This window comes from Pseudomonas sp. Lb2C2 (assembly GCF_052112205.1).
Classification (GTDB): domain Bacteria; phylum Pseudomonadota; class Gammaproteobacteria; order Pseudomonadales; family Pseudomonadaceae; genus Aquipseudomonas; species Aquipseudomonas kilonensis.
Genome location: NZ_JAUTYW010000008.1, coordinates 1 through 12,323 on the forward strand (window position 1 = coordinate 1; position 12,323 = coordinate 12,323).

A 12,323-nucleotide genomic window follows, 5' to 3' on the forward strand; every position below is an offset into this window, starting at 1 on the left:
GGATCGTTCCTCACGCTCCGCGTGGGAACGCCGCCAGGGACGCTCCGCGTTCCGCTTCTGTAAGGTGACGCAGAGCGTCACGGGATGCATGCCCACGCAGAGCGTGGGAACGATCAGGTTGCGGGGGATGTGGAGATCGTTCCTCACGCTCCGCGTGGGAACGCCGCCAGGGACGCTCCGCGTTCCGCTCTGGAAGGTGACGCAGAGCGTCACGGGATGCATGCCCACGCAGAGCGTGGGAACGATCAGGTTGCGGGGGGCTGTGGAAGATCGTTCCTCACGCTCCGCGTGGGAACGCCGCCAGGGACGCTCCGCGTTCCGCTTCTGAGAGGGTGACGCAGAGCGTCACGGGATGCATGCCCACGCGGAGCGTGGGAACGATCATCCGAACGAGCGGGTGCATTATTTCTTGACCGGATAATCCTGCCCCCACACCCGTACCGTGCTGACCGCCTCGTTCATGCCTTCAAACACGAACTTCTGGCGCACGGCAGTCTTCGGCGGAATGGTGACTTCATCCGGGTTGTCCAGGCCGGTGAGGCGGTTGGAGTAACCCGCCTGGTCGATGGCCAGCAGCACGCCGGTCTGGCCGAGGTTGACCACGCGCAGTTGGGTGTCGGTGCTGTTCTTGAAGCCGAGGGTGATGCTGACGTTGTCGTCGCTGGGTTCGAGCTTCAACACTTCAACGGCGATGCGGTCTTTCATTTGCTCGCCGGAGGAGATGATCGCGGCGCCATCGGTGCCTTGGGCTGATTCGCGGCCATCGAGCACGCCTTCACTGACGCCGCCCAGCAGGTTCTTGCCGGCGGTGATGAACGTTGAAACGGCCGCTTTGGTCGAGTCCTTGATGAGGCTGCCGTCGGTTGGCTCGCCTTCGGCGAAGCACAGGGAGCTGAGCAAAAGGCTGGAGACGAAGAGGGTGGAGCGTGACGGCAGAAGGTTCATACCTGAGTCCTTGAGGAGGCTGCGACATCGCCCGTCAACAGGGCGAACGGCAATGATAGCCGTGATCATGGGCCGCTAGCGATCTGCTTCCTTGAGTTTTTCCGACATCTTCACCAGCGTTGCCAACGAGTCCGCATTCATCTTGCGCATCAACGACCCGCGGCGCACTTTTACGGTCACCTCGCTCAGGCCCAGTTGGCCGGCCACCTGCTTGTTCAGCAGCCCCGACACGACCAGTTCCATCACCTCGCGTTCGCCGTCAGTCAGGGTGTCATGCCGTCGTTTCAACGCGTCCATGTTCGCTGCGGTTTTGCGCCGTTCCTGGTCGCGGTTCAGGCCCTGGGTGATGGCATCGAGCAGGTCCTGTTCGCGAAATGGCTTGGTCAGGAACTCCAGCGCCCCGGCCTTCATGGCTTTGACGGACATGGGGATGTCGCCATGGGCGGTGATGAACACCACCGGGACCAGGATGTTCAAGCGTGCCATTTCCTGCTGGAAGTCCAGCCCATTCAAGCCCGGCATGCGCACATCCAGAATCAGGCACGCCGGCACGTCCGGCCGTTGGGCGTCGATGAACTCACGGGCCGAGCCGAAAGCCATGCTTGCCAGGCCCACGGAGGCCAGCAGGTCTTGCAGTGAGGCGCGCACCGAGTGGTCGTCGTCGACGATGTAGACCATCGAATCGGCCCGGTCATGCACGTCAGTTTGGTTCATCGGATTCCCTTGTAACGGCTGGCAGGGTGAAGTGAAACGTCGCGCCGGACTGCGGATTACTAGCGACCCAGATCCGCCCGTCATGGGCCTCGATGATCGAGCGGCTGATGGCCAACCCCATTCCCATGCCGTCTTGCTTGGTGCTGTAGAAGGCGTCGAACACCCGTTCCCGGTCGCTTGCCGACAAGCCGTTGCCTTGGTCGGACACCGAAAAGAGCAGTTGCTGAGGTGACTCAAGCGTCACATGAAACTGCAGAATCCGCTGGTCGACGTCAACCTGGCGCATGGCGTCGAGCGCGTTCATCGCCAGGTTCAGGATCACTTGCTGGATTTGTACTTCATCCGCGAGCATCGGCGGCAGCCCTTCCTGGACCTGTACGCGCAAGGTGATGTTCTGCTCGTTCAGCTCGCCGGCCAACAGTCGCAGCGCGGCATGGACCGTGTCGGCGACGTTCAGCCATTGCTTCGTCGGTGCTTGATGCCGGGCCATGCCGCGCAACCTTGCAATGATGTCGCTGGCCCGATGGGTGTCGGCGATGATCCGCTCTACCGCTTGCCGGGCCTTGGGCAGGTTGGGCGGCTCGGTGGCCATCCAGCGCAGGCTGGCACTGCCGCTGGCAGCGACGGCGGCCAGGGGTTGGTTGACTTCGTGGGCAATCGAGGCGGCGAGTTCGCCGAGCATGTTGATGCGGGCGATGTGCGCCAGGTGGGCGCGGGTCTGATGCACCGTGCGCACGGCGGCCGAGAGACGCAGCGCCAGGTACGTGGTGCCGGCGATGGCCGCGAGGCTGATCAGCACGTTGATCAGCCCGGCCTCCGTGTCGCCAAAACGTGTGAAGCGATAGCTGAGGATCGTCAGGACCATGCAGATGACCGAGACCCCGGCCACGGCGCGCGCCGGCAGGATTCTCACGGCGATCAGCACCACCACGATCTGGAAGACCCCGACCGCGATTTCCAGGTCGGTGACGGTGTCGATTGCCGCGATGCCCAGGGCCAATCCCAGCAGAAGCAGTAGACGCAGGGTCAACGCCGTTCTTCTCATTGAATGTCCATCGCGCATTGCTCCAACGACCAGGCCTGATCCACGCAGTCTATACCGCAGCGTCTCAGGATGGATTGTCCAGGCTGAACTGATCGGCCACTTCGTCGTAGGCGAATAACTCGGCGTAGCGGCCCCATTGCGTGACACAGTCCAGCGTAATGGCGGCGTCGTGCTCGGACATGAAATCTTCCAGTTGGTCACGGAAACGCCTGGCCGGTGCGGTGCGGGTAGGGCGGTCGTCCAGCACCCGGCGCACATGCCCCACCAACGGGACATATTTAAGCAGGTGCTGGGCAAACAGTTGCTTGCGCTCATCCACCGCCGACTCGGCATAGCGCTGCCCGGCCGGCAGGAGGGTGATGTGGCCGTCCTGCAGGTCGGCCAGGCGCATGAGTTGCAGCACTTCGGCGACCGGCAAAAGGTCACTGGCGGTATAGCGCAATGCACTGGCGAGCTCGCGCAAATCCGCTTGGCCGGCAAACGGCTGGTCTTGCACCGCTTCGATCAGCCCCGCCAGGGCATTGCTGGAAATCGATGGCAGGACCATACCCACGCCGCTGCCGGCAAAGGTGCCCTGGGGGGCGGAGCCGACATTCGCGCCGCCGGCCATTTGCACGTAGATGTGTTCGACCAGGGCTTGGAACGCCGGGTCGGCGCGATTGCGCGGCTGGCTGAGGTCCACGCTGATCTCGCTCATGACCCGCCCCGGGTTGGAGGAGAGAATCAGAATCCGATCACACATCAGCACGGCTTCTTCGATGTTGTGGGTGACCATCAGGATCGACCGGATCGGCATGCGCCCCTCACGCCACAAGTCCAGCAGGTCTGTGCGCAGGGTTTCGGCGGTCAGCACGTCCAATGCGGAAAACGGCTCGTCCATCAACAACACGTCCGGGTTGACCACCACCGCACGGGCCAGGCCGACGCGCTGGCGCATGCCACCTGACAGCTCTTTGGGGAAGGCGCTCTCGAAGCCATCGAGGCCGATCATGTCGATGGCGGCCAGCGCCCGCCGACGTCGCTCAGGTGCCGCCACGCCGAGGGCCTCGAGGCCGACCTCGACGTTTTGCAGCACCGTCAGCCAGGGAAACAGGGCGAAGCTCTGGAACACCATGCGCACCGAGCTCGTCAGCCCTTGGGCATTGCTTGGAAAATCCACCACGCCGGAGGTGGGCGAAATCAGCCCGGCGATGGAGCGCAGCAAGGTCGATTTGCCGGAGCCCGAGCGCCCGAGCAGGCCGACGATTTCACCCTCGTCCAGGCGCATGCAGACGTTGTCCAGAACCCGGCGCTCGGCGCCGCCAGCCGTGCCGTAGACGTGGCCGACTTGCTGCACATCCACGAGGCAGCGTTTGTCCATCACTTGCATTGGATCACCCCTCAATCAATTCGAAGCCGACGCTCGGCGAAACCGTACAGCGGGCGCCACAGCAGCCGGTTGAAACCCACCACGAAAATCGACATGACCAAAACGCCCAGCGCCACCCGTTGCAGATCCCCGGCCGTGGTTGCCTGGGCAATGAAGGCGCCCAAGCCGGACGCGTACAAATGGTGGTCGCCCCAGGACACCGCCTCGGCGACGATGCTGGCGTTCCATGAGCCACCCGCTGCCGTGAGCGCGCCGGTGACGTAGTAAGGGAAGACGCCCGGCAGCGCGACCTGGCGCCACCACTGCCAGCCGCGTATGTGGAAGCTGCGCGCCGCCTCGCGCAAATCAGTCGGCAGGGCGCTGGCGCCGGCAATCACGTTGAACAGGATGTACCACTGGGTGCCCAGGATCATCAGCGGCGAAAGCCAGACATCGGGGTTGAGTTTCAGGGCGACGATGGCAATCACCGCGAACGGAAACAGCACGTTGGCCGGGAAGGCTGCCAGTAGCTGCGCGATGGGTTGCAGGCGCTCGGCCCAGCGCGGGTTCAAGCCGATCCAGACACCGATGGGCACCCACACCACGCTGGCCAGCACGATCAGCACGCTGACTCGCACCAGGGTGATCAGGCCCAGGCCAAACGTACTGGCCACGTCCTCCCAACCTAACGTGCTGCCGATGAACCGCGACAACTGCAGGATGCCGGCGATGCAGGCAGCGGCGACCAGGGCGAGCCAGACCCGGTCGGCTGCGCGGCTGACGCGGGCACTGGTCTTGAAGCGGATGGACGGCAGCCGGGGGAGCTTCTCCAGGAATAACGAGGCCTTGATGCTGCCCAGCGCCAGCAGCACCAAGGGCACCAGGCGAGTCGAGCGCAGCAGGTCGTAGACCCTGGACCGTGGGCGCTTCTGGGAGGCGGTCTGCTCGAAGCGGAATTTGTCCGCCCAGGCGACGATAGGCCGGAAAAACAGCAGGTCATAGGCAATGATCACCGCGACCATGGCCAGCACCGCCCAAGCAATCGCGGCGATGTTTTGCTGCTCGATCGCCAGCGCAAGCCATGAGCCGATACCCGGCAGGCTGACGGTGGTGTCGCCGACGGTGATGGCCTCGGAAGCGACCACGAAAAACCAGCCGCCGGACATCGACATCATCATGTTCCACACCAGGCCCGGCGTGGCGAAGGGCAGTTCCAGCCTGATGAAGCGTTGCCATGGCGAAAAGGCGAACTGTCGGCTGACCTCGTAAAGATCGTTGGGCACGGTTCTCAGCGATTGATAGAAGCTGAAAGTCATGTTCCAGACTTGACTGGTGAAGATGGCGAAGATGGCCGCGCACTCCACACCGGTTTCCTTGCCCGGGAAAAGTCCCATGAAGAACACAACGGTAAACGTAAGAAAGCCAAGGACTGGCACGGATTGGAGAATATCCAACGCGGGCAGGATAACGATTGCGGCCTTGCGGCTTTTGGCGGCCAATGTGGCGACGACCAAGGAAAAAACAAACGAAGCGAACAGGGCGATGAACATGCGCAACGTCGTGCGCAAGGTATATTCCGGCAGGTGCACCAGATCAAGGGACAGCGGTGAAGAGTCAAGCACGCCGAGGGGCTGGTTCATTTGATCCAGGCCATGGAAGACAAAGGCAGTCAAGAGCACCAGAAGGCCCAGCAGCGCTATATCGGCCCGCCAGGAATTAGCAGCAAGTTGTTCCCGGTTTTTGAAGGGCGTCAATACAGGTGCAAGGAAAGAAGGGCGCATGGATCACCTCTATTACTCTTTGAAAACCAGGGCTGCGACCACACTTGCGATCATTGGCTGTCATGAAGTTGAAGCGCACTTGAACGGGTCCGTTAAATGCCCGGCAAGATTAAGGGCTGCCTGGGCTGAAGACCACGCTGACTTGGGACATGAAAATATACTTTGGTATATCCGTTCCTCTTCGGTGAAAGAACTTCGCGGTACTTGTCGCCTATTGAAAGTTGCGCGAGGGGGACGGGAGGGCGTTCGTCTGATCCGTATTTTCCTGCGTCAGGTGCCTCTGTCATGAACCCGGCCCCCACCCCAGAATAACCACGCGGTTTGCCTATCGGACGGCCCGTGTACTGCAATTTTTTGGTCCAGGAGTGCTCATGGCGAAGATGGCGATTTTTTTAGGTGGGTTTTTGGCGCTGACTATTTTGATCGGCGTGCTGGCGACGATTTCGCCCGTGTAGGCACACGCTGCTAAACCCTCTATAGCGACAACTCCACTGCGGTCGATCGTTCCCACGCTCCGCGTGGGAATGCCTCCACGGACGCTCCGCGTTCGGCTCTTGAAGGGGCGCAGAGCATCCCAGGCTGCATTCCCACGCAGAGCGTGGGAACGATCATCGAGGGTTTACCGACCCTTCCCACGTGCTCCGAGCCCTATTCATCTATCCCCAAACGCCTCGAAACCGGCAGCATGGTCCATTCCCCACGCCGCAAAGGAAGGCATCCCATGGGCCGGAGCCGCTACGTCATCACCGAACCCGAAAAACCCCACTTTCTCACCTGCACATTGATGGAGTGGCTGCCGCTGTTCATACGGCCCTATCTTGTTGATCACCTGCTTGGGTGCTGGCGCTATCAGCAAACCCATCAGAACTTGCAGCTGTTCGGTTATGTCGTTCTGGAAAACCATCTGCATTTCGTTGCCCAAGCGCCGAATCTGAGCAAGTGCTTGCGTCAGTTCAAATCCTTTACGGCGCGTCAGATCATCAACGACCTACAAAACAAGGGTGCTGAGCGGGCATTGCAACGCCTGCGGTTCAGCAAGCGAGCGCATAAGCAGGACAGGGTCTATCAGCTCTGGCAAGAAGGCTCACATGCGGAGCAAATCTATAGCGAAGCGGTCATGCGCCAGAAACTGGATTACATCCATTTCAACCCAGTGAAGCGCGGGTATGTGGAGTTACCGGAGCATTGGCGCTACTCCAGTGCACGCAATTATGCAGGGATGGAAGGGTTGATTGAGATTCAGCGATGGTATTGACCGCGGCGTTCACCGCCCTCCGCCAATTGATCGTTCCCACGCTCTGCGTGGGCATGCATCCCGTGACGCTCTGCGTCACCTTCCAGAAGCGGAACGCGGAGCGTCCCTGGCGGCGTTCCCACGCGGAGCGTGAGGAACGATCTTCACAGCCTCTGCGCCCCGATCGTTCCCACGCTCTGCGTGGTAATGCATCCCGTGACGCTCTGCGTCACCCTCCAGAAGCGGGACGCGGAGCGTCCCTGGCGGCATTCCCACGCGGAGCGTGAGGAACGATCTCCACAGCCCCTGCGCCCCGATCGTTCCCACGCTCTGCGTGGTAATGCATCCCGTGACGCTCTGCGTCACCCTCCAGAAGCGGAACGCGGAGCGTCCCTGGCGGCGTTCCCACGCGGAGCGTGAGGAACGATCTTCACAGCCTCTGCGCCCCGATCGTTCCCACGCTCTGCGTGGTAATGCATCCCGTGACGCTCTGCGTCACCCTCCAGAAGCGGAACGCGGAGCGTCCCAGGCGGCATTCCCACGCGGAGCGTGAGGAACGATCTTCACCGCCCTGATCGAGCTCCACTGTGGGGGCGGTTCTTGTTACCGATGCAAAATCACCTGCGCAATCTCCTGCAACCCCATCACCCGTTGTGCGGCGTTGAGTTTGATCGCTTCCTTGGGCATGCCGAAGACCACGCAGCTGGCTTCGTCCTGGGCCACGGTGGTGCTGCCGGCGTCGAGCATTTCCTTCAGGCCGCGGGCGCCGTCGTCGCCCATGCCGGTCATGATGATGCCGGTGGCGTTGCGGCCGGCGAATTTGGCCACGGAGCGGAACAGCACATCCACTGAAGGGCGGTGGCGGTTGACCAGTGGGCCGTCCACCACCTGCACGTGATAGAACGCGCCGCTGCGGGTCACCATCATGTGCTTGCCGCCTGGTGCGATGAGCGCCAGGCCCGGGTGGATGCGGTCGTTGTTGCGGGCCTCGCGCACTTCGATCTGGCACAGGCTGTTGAGCCGGGCGGCAAACGAGGCGGTGAATTTTTCCGGCATGTGCTGGACGATGACGATGCCCGGGCACACTCGCGGCAGGGCAGTGAGCACCGCTTCCAGGGCCTGGGTGCCGCCGGTGGAGGTGCCCAGGGCGACGATGCGTTCGGTGGTCTGCGCCATGGCGTGGCCGTTGGCGGCGGGCAGCATGGCGTCGGCGGTGAGTTTGGTCGCGGGCGTCAGCGCGATCGGGGCGGGACGCTTACCCAGGTTGCGCACGTTGACCTGGGCGGCGGCACGGATCGCCGACACCAGTTCCGGCGCCGATTCCAACAGAAAGTTCTTCAGGCCGGTGGTGGGCTTGGTGATGATTTCCACTGCGCCAGCGGCCATCGCCTGCAAGGTGGTTTCCGCGCCCCGGGGTGTCAGGGACGAGCAGATCACCACCGGAGTGGGGCGCTCGCTCATGATTTTTTTCAGGAAGGTGATGCCGTCCATGCGCGGCATTTCCACGTCCAGCACGATTACGTCGGGCCATTCCTTGGCCAGTTTGTCCATGGCGAAAATCGGGTCGGACGCCGCGCCCATGACGTGGATGTCCGGTGTGTCGCTGAGGATCGCCAGCAACACCTGGCGAACCACGGCAGAGTCATCCACCAGCAGTACATTGATCTTTTTTGACATAGTCAGTGCCGGGTCCTTATAGGTTGGTGCCTGACCCACACATCGCCGCTGCAAAGGTCGAAGATGATGCTGCGGTGGCCAGTGCTGCCCATGTCGTGGGCGATGAGGTCGAGGCGATAAAGGGCGGCCATTTCCAGCGCGGCGTTGACGTTCAGCCGCGCCACATCGCCATAGGGCACATGGCGTTGCAGCTCGGGGAACATCTCGCCGCCGCCGAACAGCTTGAGTTGGTAATCCTCGGGTTCGGTGTGGTGGGCCCGGGCCTGGCGGATGAACAGTTCGATGGCTTCGTCGGCGTAGATGCCGTTCAGTGCGGTGGAGCAGCGCACCCGACTGGGCAGCATGAAGTGGCACATGCCGCCGATCTTGCGTTCCGGGTGCCACAGCGTGATCGCCACGCAAGAACCGAGGATCGTGCGCAGGCGGGTCGGGCAGGTGGCGAAGCGAAACTCCCCCGGCGCCAGGTACACCTCGGCCACTTCCCTGATCGCGGCGCTCATGGTTTGCGGTAAATCGATGGCGCCACCAGTTTCAATGCATCGGACACACCGTTGAGGCTTTCCGAGTGGCTGATGATGAAATAGCCGCCGGGCTTGAGCCGGGGGAGCAAGCGGGCAACCACTTTGCTTTTGGTGGGCTGGTCGAAATAGATCATGACGTTGCGCAGGAAGATCACATCGAACTCCCCTAGCTCCGGCAAGGTGTCGTTGAGGTTGACCTGGATAAAGTTGACCCGGTTGCGCAATGCCCGATCGATAAGGAACGTGCCTTGCTGGCTGCCGGTGCCCTTGAGGCAATATTTCACCAGCAGCGGCTGGGGCAGGGTGCGTGCACGTTCCATCGGGTAATGCCCGGCGCGCGCCTTGGCCAGCACCTGGCTGCTGATGTCCGAACCGATGACTTCCCAGGGCGTGGTGCCCAGCCCTTCGGCCAAGGTCATGGCCAGGCTGTAGGGTTCTTCCCCCGATGAACTGGCCGCGCTCCACAAGCGAAAGGTCTTGCCCGGTGTCGCGTGGGGCAGCACGTGCTGGCGCAGGAAATCGAAATGCTTGGGCTCGCGGAAAAAATAGGTCTCGTTGGTGGTGAGCAGGTCCAGCGCTACCTGCAGCTCATCGGTGCGCTGGCCGTTCATGATCAGCTTGAAATACTCGCCATAGCTGTCCAGCCCATAGTGCTTGAGGCGCTTGAACAAACGCCCGGCCACCAAGGCTTTCTTGGCCTCGGACAGGCTGATGCCGGCGGCCTGGTACAGCCAGGACTGGAACTGGCCGAACTCTCGGTCAGTGAGCGCCTGTGCGTTCAGCGTGCGTTCCTTGCAGGTATCGGCGTTCACGGGGCATCTACTTCCAGCGCGCTCGGGCTGGCTTCTGCGAGTAGGGACATCTCGTCGATGGACAGTACGCGGTCCACCTCCAGCACGATGACGAACTTGCCATCGACCTTGGCCATGCCACTGATGAAATCGGCACGGATCTTCGCGCCGAAACTCGGTGGCGGCTCGATCTGCGAGGCCGGGATTTCCAGCACCGCCGACACCGTGTCCACCAGCAGGCCAATGTCCTGGGCCTGGCCGTCGGCGCTGGACGCTTCGATGATCACCACGCACGAACGCCGGCTGATCGCCGAATTCGGCCGGCCGAAACGGGCCGACAGGTCCACCACTGGCACCACCGCGCCACGCAGGTTGATCACCCCGCGCACGAAGGCCGGCATCATCGGCACCACGGTCAGGTTGCCGTATTCGATGATTTCCTTGATGCACAGGATGCCGATGGCAAACATCTCCGTGCCGAGCATGAACGTCAGGTATTGCGCTTCTTCCTCGACCGCGATGGCGGTTTGACGTGTGGTCGCGATGGCGCCCATTGCTTTTTCTCCTTTAAGCAAGCCAGTGGAACCGGGCCATCAGAACCGGGTGAATTCCGATTCGTCCGGGGCGCTGGCCATGTTGTAGGCAAACGCTTTAGGCATGACCGGTGCCGGAGTCCGGGCCGGTTTGCGGCCGGACGGACCTGGGGTGTTATCAACCCTGGCAATTTGCACAGCAGACTTGGGCGGCGAGTCGAGGGTGAAGAAACTCATGGCCTGTTGCAGCTGTTCGGCCTGGCTGCTCATTTCCTCGGCGGTGGCGGCCAGTTCTTCGCTGCTGGAGGCGTTTTGCTGGGTCACCTGGTTGAGCTGGGTCATGGCGGTGTTGATTTGCGCCACACCGGCGGCCTGTTCTTCGGAGGCGGCGCTGATTTCCTGCACCAGGTCCGAGGTCTTGTTGATGGATGGGACCATCTCGTTGAGCAGGTTCCCGGCCTTCTCGGCCATATCGACGCTGCTGGACGACAGCTCGCCGATTTCCTGGGCGGCCACCTGGCTGCGTTCGGCCAGCTTGCGCACTTCGGCGGCGACCACCGCGAAACCTTTGCCGTGTTCACCGGCACGGGCGGCTTCGATGGCAGCGTTGAGCGCCAGCAGGTTGGTCTGGTAGGCGATGTCGTCGATGATGCTGATGCGCTGGGCGATTTTCTTCATCGCCACCACGGTCTGCTGCACCGATTCGCCGCCGTCGGTGGCTTCCTTGGCAGCCTTGCTGGCCATGCCGTCGGTGACCTTGGCGTTCTCGGTGTTCTGGTTGATGCTGGCGCTCATCTGCTCGATGGAGGCACTGGTTTCCTCGACGCTGGCCGCTTGCTCGCTGGTGGCCTGGCTCATCGATTGCGCGGTGGCGCTGACTTCTTCGGAGGCGCTGGCCAGGTTGTCCGCCGCGTTGCGCACTTCACCGATGATGTGCGAGAGCTTGCCGACCATGTTCTGCATGGCGTTGAGCACCATGCCGGTTTCATCCTTGGAGCCACCTTCGATTTTCGCGTTCAGGTTGCCTTCGGCCAATTGTTCGGCAACGGCGGCGGCCTGTTTCAAGGGGCGGGAGATGATGCGCGAGATGAACAGCGCCAGGCCCAGGCCCACCAGCAGGGCTGCAGCCAGTACGGCAATGATCGACAGGCGTGCGTTTTCATACAGCTGGGTGCCGTGTGCACTGGCGACATCAGCGCCAGCCGCGTTGAGCTCGACCAGTTTTTGCAGGTCGCCGGTCACCAGGTCGAACCGACGCTTGGACTCGCCCTTGAGCATCGCATTGGCCTGCTCGGTCAGGTTCTGCCGGGACAATGCGAGCAGGTCTTTGCTGATCGCCAGATAGGCGGCCCAGTCATTACGGGTGGTGTCGAATACCTGACGATCTTCAGCGCTGGAGAGCAGTTTTTCGTAAGTGTCCAGGCGTGTTTCGAAGGCCTTCTTGGCGTCCTCGGCCTCTTGCTCGAGGGTGACGCGCTCTTGCTCGGAATCGGCGACAATATGACGATTTTCCTTGAGGCGATAGCTCGCCGCGTAGAAGCGCATGCCCGAGGCTGCTCGCATGGACGGCATCCAGTTTTCACGGATGTCGAGGGCGGTGTGGTTCACCTGGCCCAGTTGGATGATCGAGAACACCCCCATGACGGCTGTCAGCGCCAGCACCACAAGAAATGAAGTGATCAGTTTGGTGGCGATTCTAAGATCGTAGAACCATTTCATTGGGAAGTACCTCTC

At 62.0% G+C, this 12,323-nt stretch carries 11 protein-coding genes; 1 reads left to right on the forward strand and 10 read right to left on the reverse strand.

The annotated features are described in order from the left end of the window. Positions 1–402: 402 nt before the first annotated feature. The 5 genes from Q7F16_RS23160 to Q7F16_RS23180 all read right to left on the reverse strand — a co-directional run bounded on the left by Q7F16_RS23160 (position 403) and on the right by Q7F16_RS23180 (position 5,833). Positions 403–945, reverse strand: coding sequence for a hypothetical protein (locus Q7F16_RS23160; RefSeq protein ID WP_014337784.1), 543 nt, complete (start codon positions 943–945; stop codon positions 403–405). Between the two features lie 75 nt (positions 946–1,020). Then, positions 1,021–1,659: a response regulator transcription factor gene (locus tag Q7F16_RS23165; RefSeq protein ID WP_409557412.1), complete on the reverse strand. Its 639-nt coding sequence runs from the start codon at positions 1,657–1,659 to the stop codon at positions 1,021–1,023. Next, complete coding sequence (locus Q7F16_RS23170; RefSeq protein WP_409557411.1) at positions 1,646–2,704, reverse strand: sensor histidine kinase; 1,059 nt, start codon at positions 2,702–2,704, stop codon at positions 1,646–1,648. Before Q7F16_RS23170 ends, Q7F16_RS23165 begins: the two co-directional genes overlap by 14 nt. Before the next feature lie 64 nt (positions 2,705–2,768). Then, complete coding sequence (locus Q7F16_RS23175) at positions 2,769–4,073, reverse strand: ABC transporter ATP-binding protein (protein ID WP_409557410.1); 1,305 nt, start codon at positions 4,071–4,073, stop codon at positions 2,769–2,771. 11 nt (positions 4,074–4,084) lie between these two features. After that, positions 4,085–5,833 carry an ABC transporter permease gene (locus Q7F16_RS23180; RefSeq protein ID WP_409557409.1) on the reverse strand — a complete coding sequence of 583 codons (1,749 nt, stop codon included), beginning with the start codon at positions 5,831–5,833 and terminating at the stop codon, positions 4,085–4,087. Between the two features lie 721 nt (positions 5,834–6,554). Here Q7F16_RS23180 and Q7F16_RS23185 point away from each other — a divergent pair. Continuing rightward, the gene (locus Q7F16_RS23185) at positions 6,555–7,088 is read left to right on the forward strand and encodes an REP-associated tyrosine transposase (RefSeq protein WP_046064216.1); all 534 of its coding nucleotides are present in this window, start codon (positions 6,555–6,557) and stop codon (positions 7,086–7,088) included. Between the two features lie 582 nt (positions 7,089–7,670). Here the strand turns inward: Q7F16_RS23185 and Q7F16_RS23190 are convergent. From Q7F16_RS23190 to Q7F16_RS23210, 5 genes are read right to left on the reverse strand one after another with little or no spacing between them, the layout of a single operon-like run. Then, the gene (locus Q7F16_RS23190) at positions 7,671–8,744 is read right to left on the reverse strand and encodes a protein-glutamate methylesterase/protein-glutamine glutaminase (protein WP_003203057.1); all 1,074 of its coding nucleotides are present in this window, start codon (positions 8,742–8,744) and stop codon (positions 7,671–7,673) included. Between the two features lie 2 nt (positions 8,745–8,746). Continuing rightward, complete coding sequence (gene cheD / locus Q7F16_RS23195) at positions 8,747–9,244, reverse strand: chemoreceptor glutamine deamidase CheD (RefSeq protein WP_057450969.1); 498 nt, start codon at positions 9,242–9,244, stop codon at positions 8,747–8,749. Then, positions 9,241–10,077, reverse strand: coding sequence for a CheR family methyltransferase (locus tag Q7F16_RS23200; RefSeq protein WP_014337791.1), 837 nt, complete (start codon positions 10,075–10,077; stop codon positions 9,241–9,243). The genes cheD and Q7F16_RS23200 overlap by 4 nt, the downstream gene beginning before the upstream one ends. Next, positions 10,074–10,610: a chemotaxis protein CheW gene (locus Q7F16_RS23205; RefSeq protein WP_028237645.1), complete on the reverse strand. Its 537-nt coding sequence runs from the start codon at positions 10,608–10,610 to the stop codon at positions 10,074–10,076. Before Q7F16_RS23205 ends, Q7F16_RS23200 begins: the two co-directional genes overlap by 4 nt. Before the next feature lie 39 nt (positions 10,611–10,649). Continuing rightward, the gene (locus Q7F16_RS23210) at positions 10,650–12,308 is read right to left on the reverse strand and encodes a methyl-accepting chemotaxis protein (protein WP_095963172.1); all 1,659 of its coding nucleotides are present in this window, start codon (positions 12,306–12,308) and stop codon (positions 10,650–10,652) included. Positions 12,309–12,323 lie beyond the last annotated feature (15 nt).

Bases quoted from the DNA above. Each gene is read 5' to 3' on its own strand.
- Q7F16_RS23190 (WP_003203057.1), bottom strand. From the start codon at position 8,744: ATGTCAAAAAAGATCAATGTACTGCTGGTGGATGACTCTGCCGTGGTT.
- Q7F16_RS23170 (WP_409557411.1), bottom strand. From the start codon at position 2,704: ATGAGAAGAACGGCGTTGACCCTGCGTCTACTGCTTCTGCTGGGATTG.
- Q7F16_RS23180 (WP_409557409.1), bottom strand. From the start codon at position 5,833: ATGCGCCCTTCTTTCCTTGCACCTGTATTGACGCCCTTCAAAAACCGG.
- Q7F16_RS23165 (WP_409557412.1), bottom strand. From the start codon at position 1,659: ATGAACCAAACTGACGTGCATGACCGGGCCGATTCGATGGTCTACATC.
- cheD (WP_057450969.1), bottom strand. From the start codon at position 9,244: ATGAGCGCCGCGATCAGGGAAGTGGCCGAGGTGTACCTGGCGCCGGGG.
- Q7F16_RS23175 (WP_409557410.1), bottom strand. From the start codon at position 4,073: ATGCAAGTGATGGACAAACGCTGCCTCGTGGATGTGCAGCAAGTCGGC.
- Q7F16_RS23185 (WP_046064216.1), top strand. From the start codon at position 6,555: ATGGGCCGGAGCCGCTACGTCATCACCGAACCCGAAAAACCCCACTTT.
- Q7F16_RS23160 (WP_014337784.1), bottom strand. From the start codon at position 945: ATGAACCTTCTGCCGTCACGCTCCACCCTCTTCGTCTCCAGCCTTTTG.
- Q7F16_RS23205 (WP_028237645.1), bottom strand. From the start codon at position 10,610: ATGGGCGCCATCGCGACCACACGTCAAACCGCCATCGCGGTCGAGGAA.
- Q7F16_RS23210 (WP_095963172.1), bottom strand. From the start codon at position 12,308: ATGAAATGGTTCTACGATCTTAGAATCGCCACCAAACTGATCACTTCA.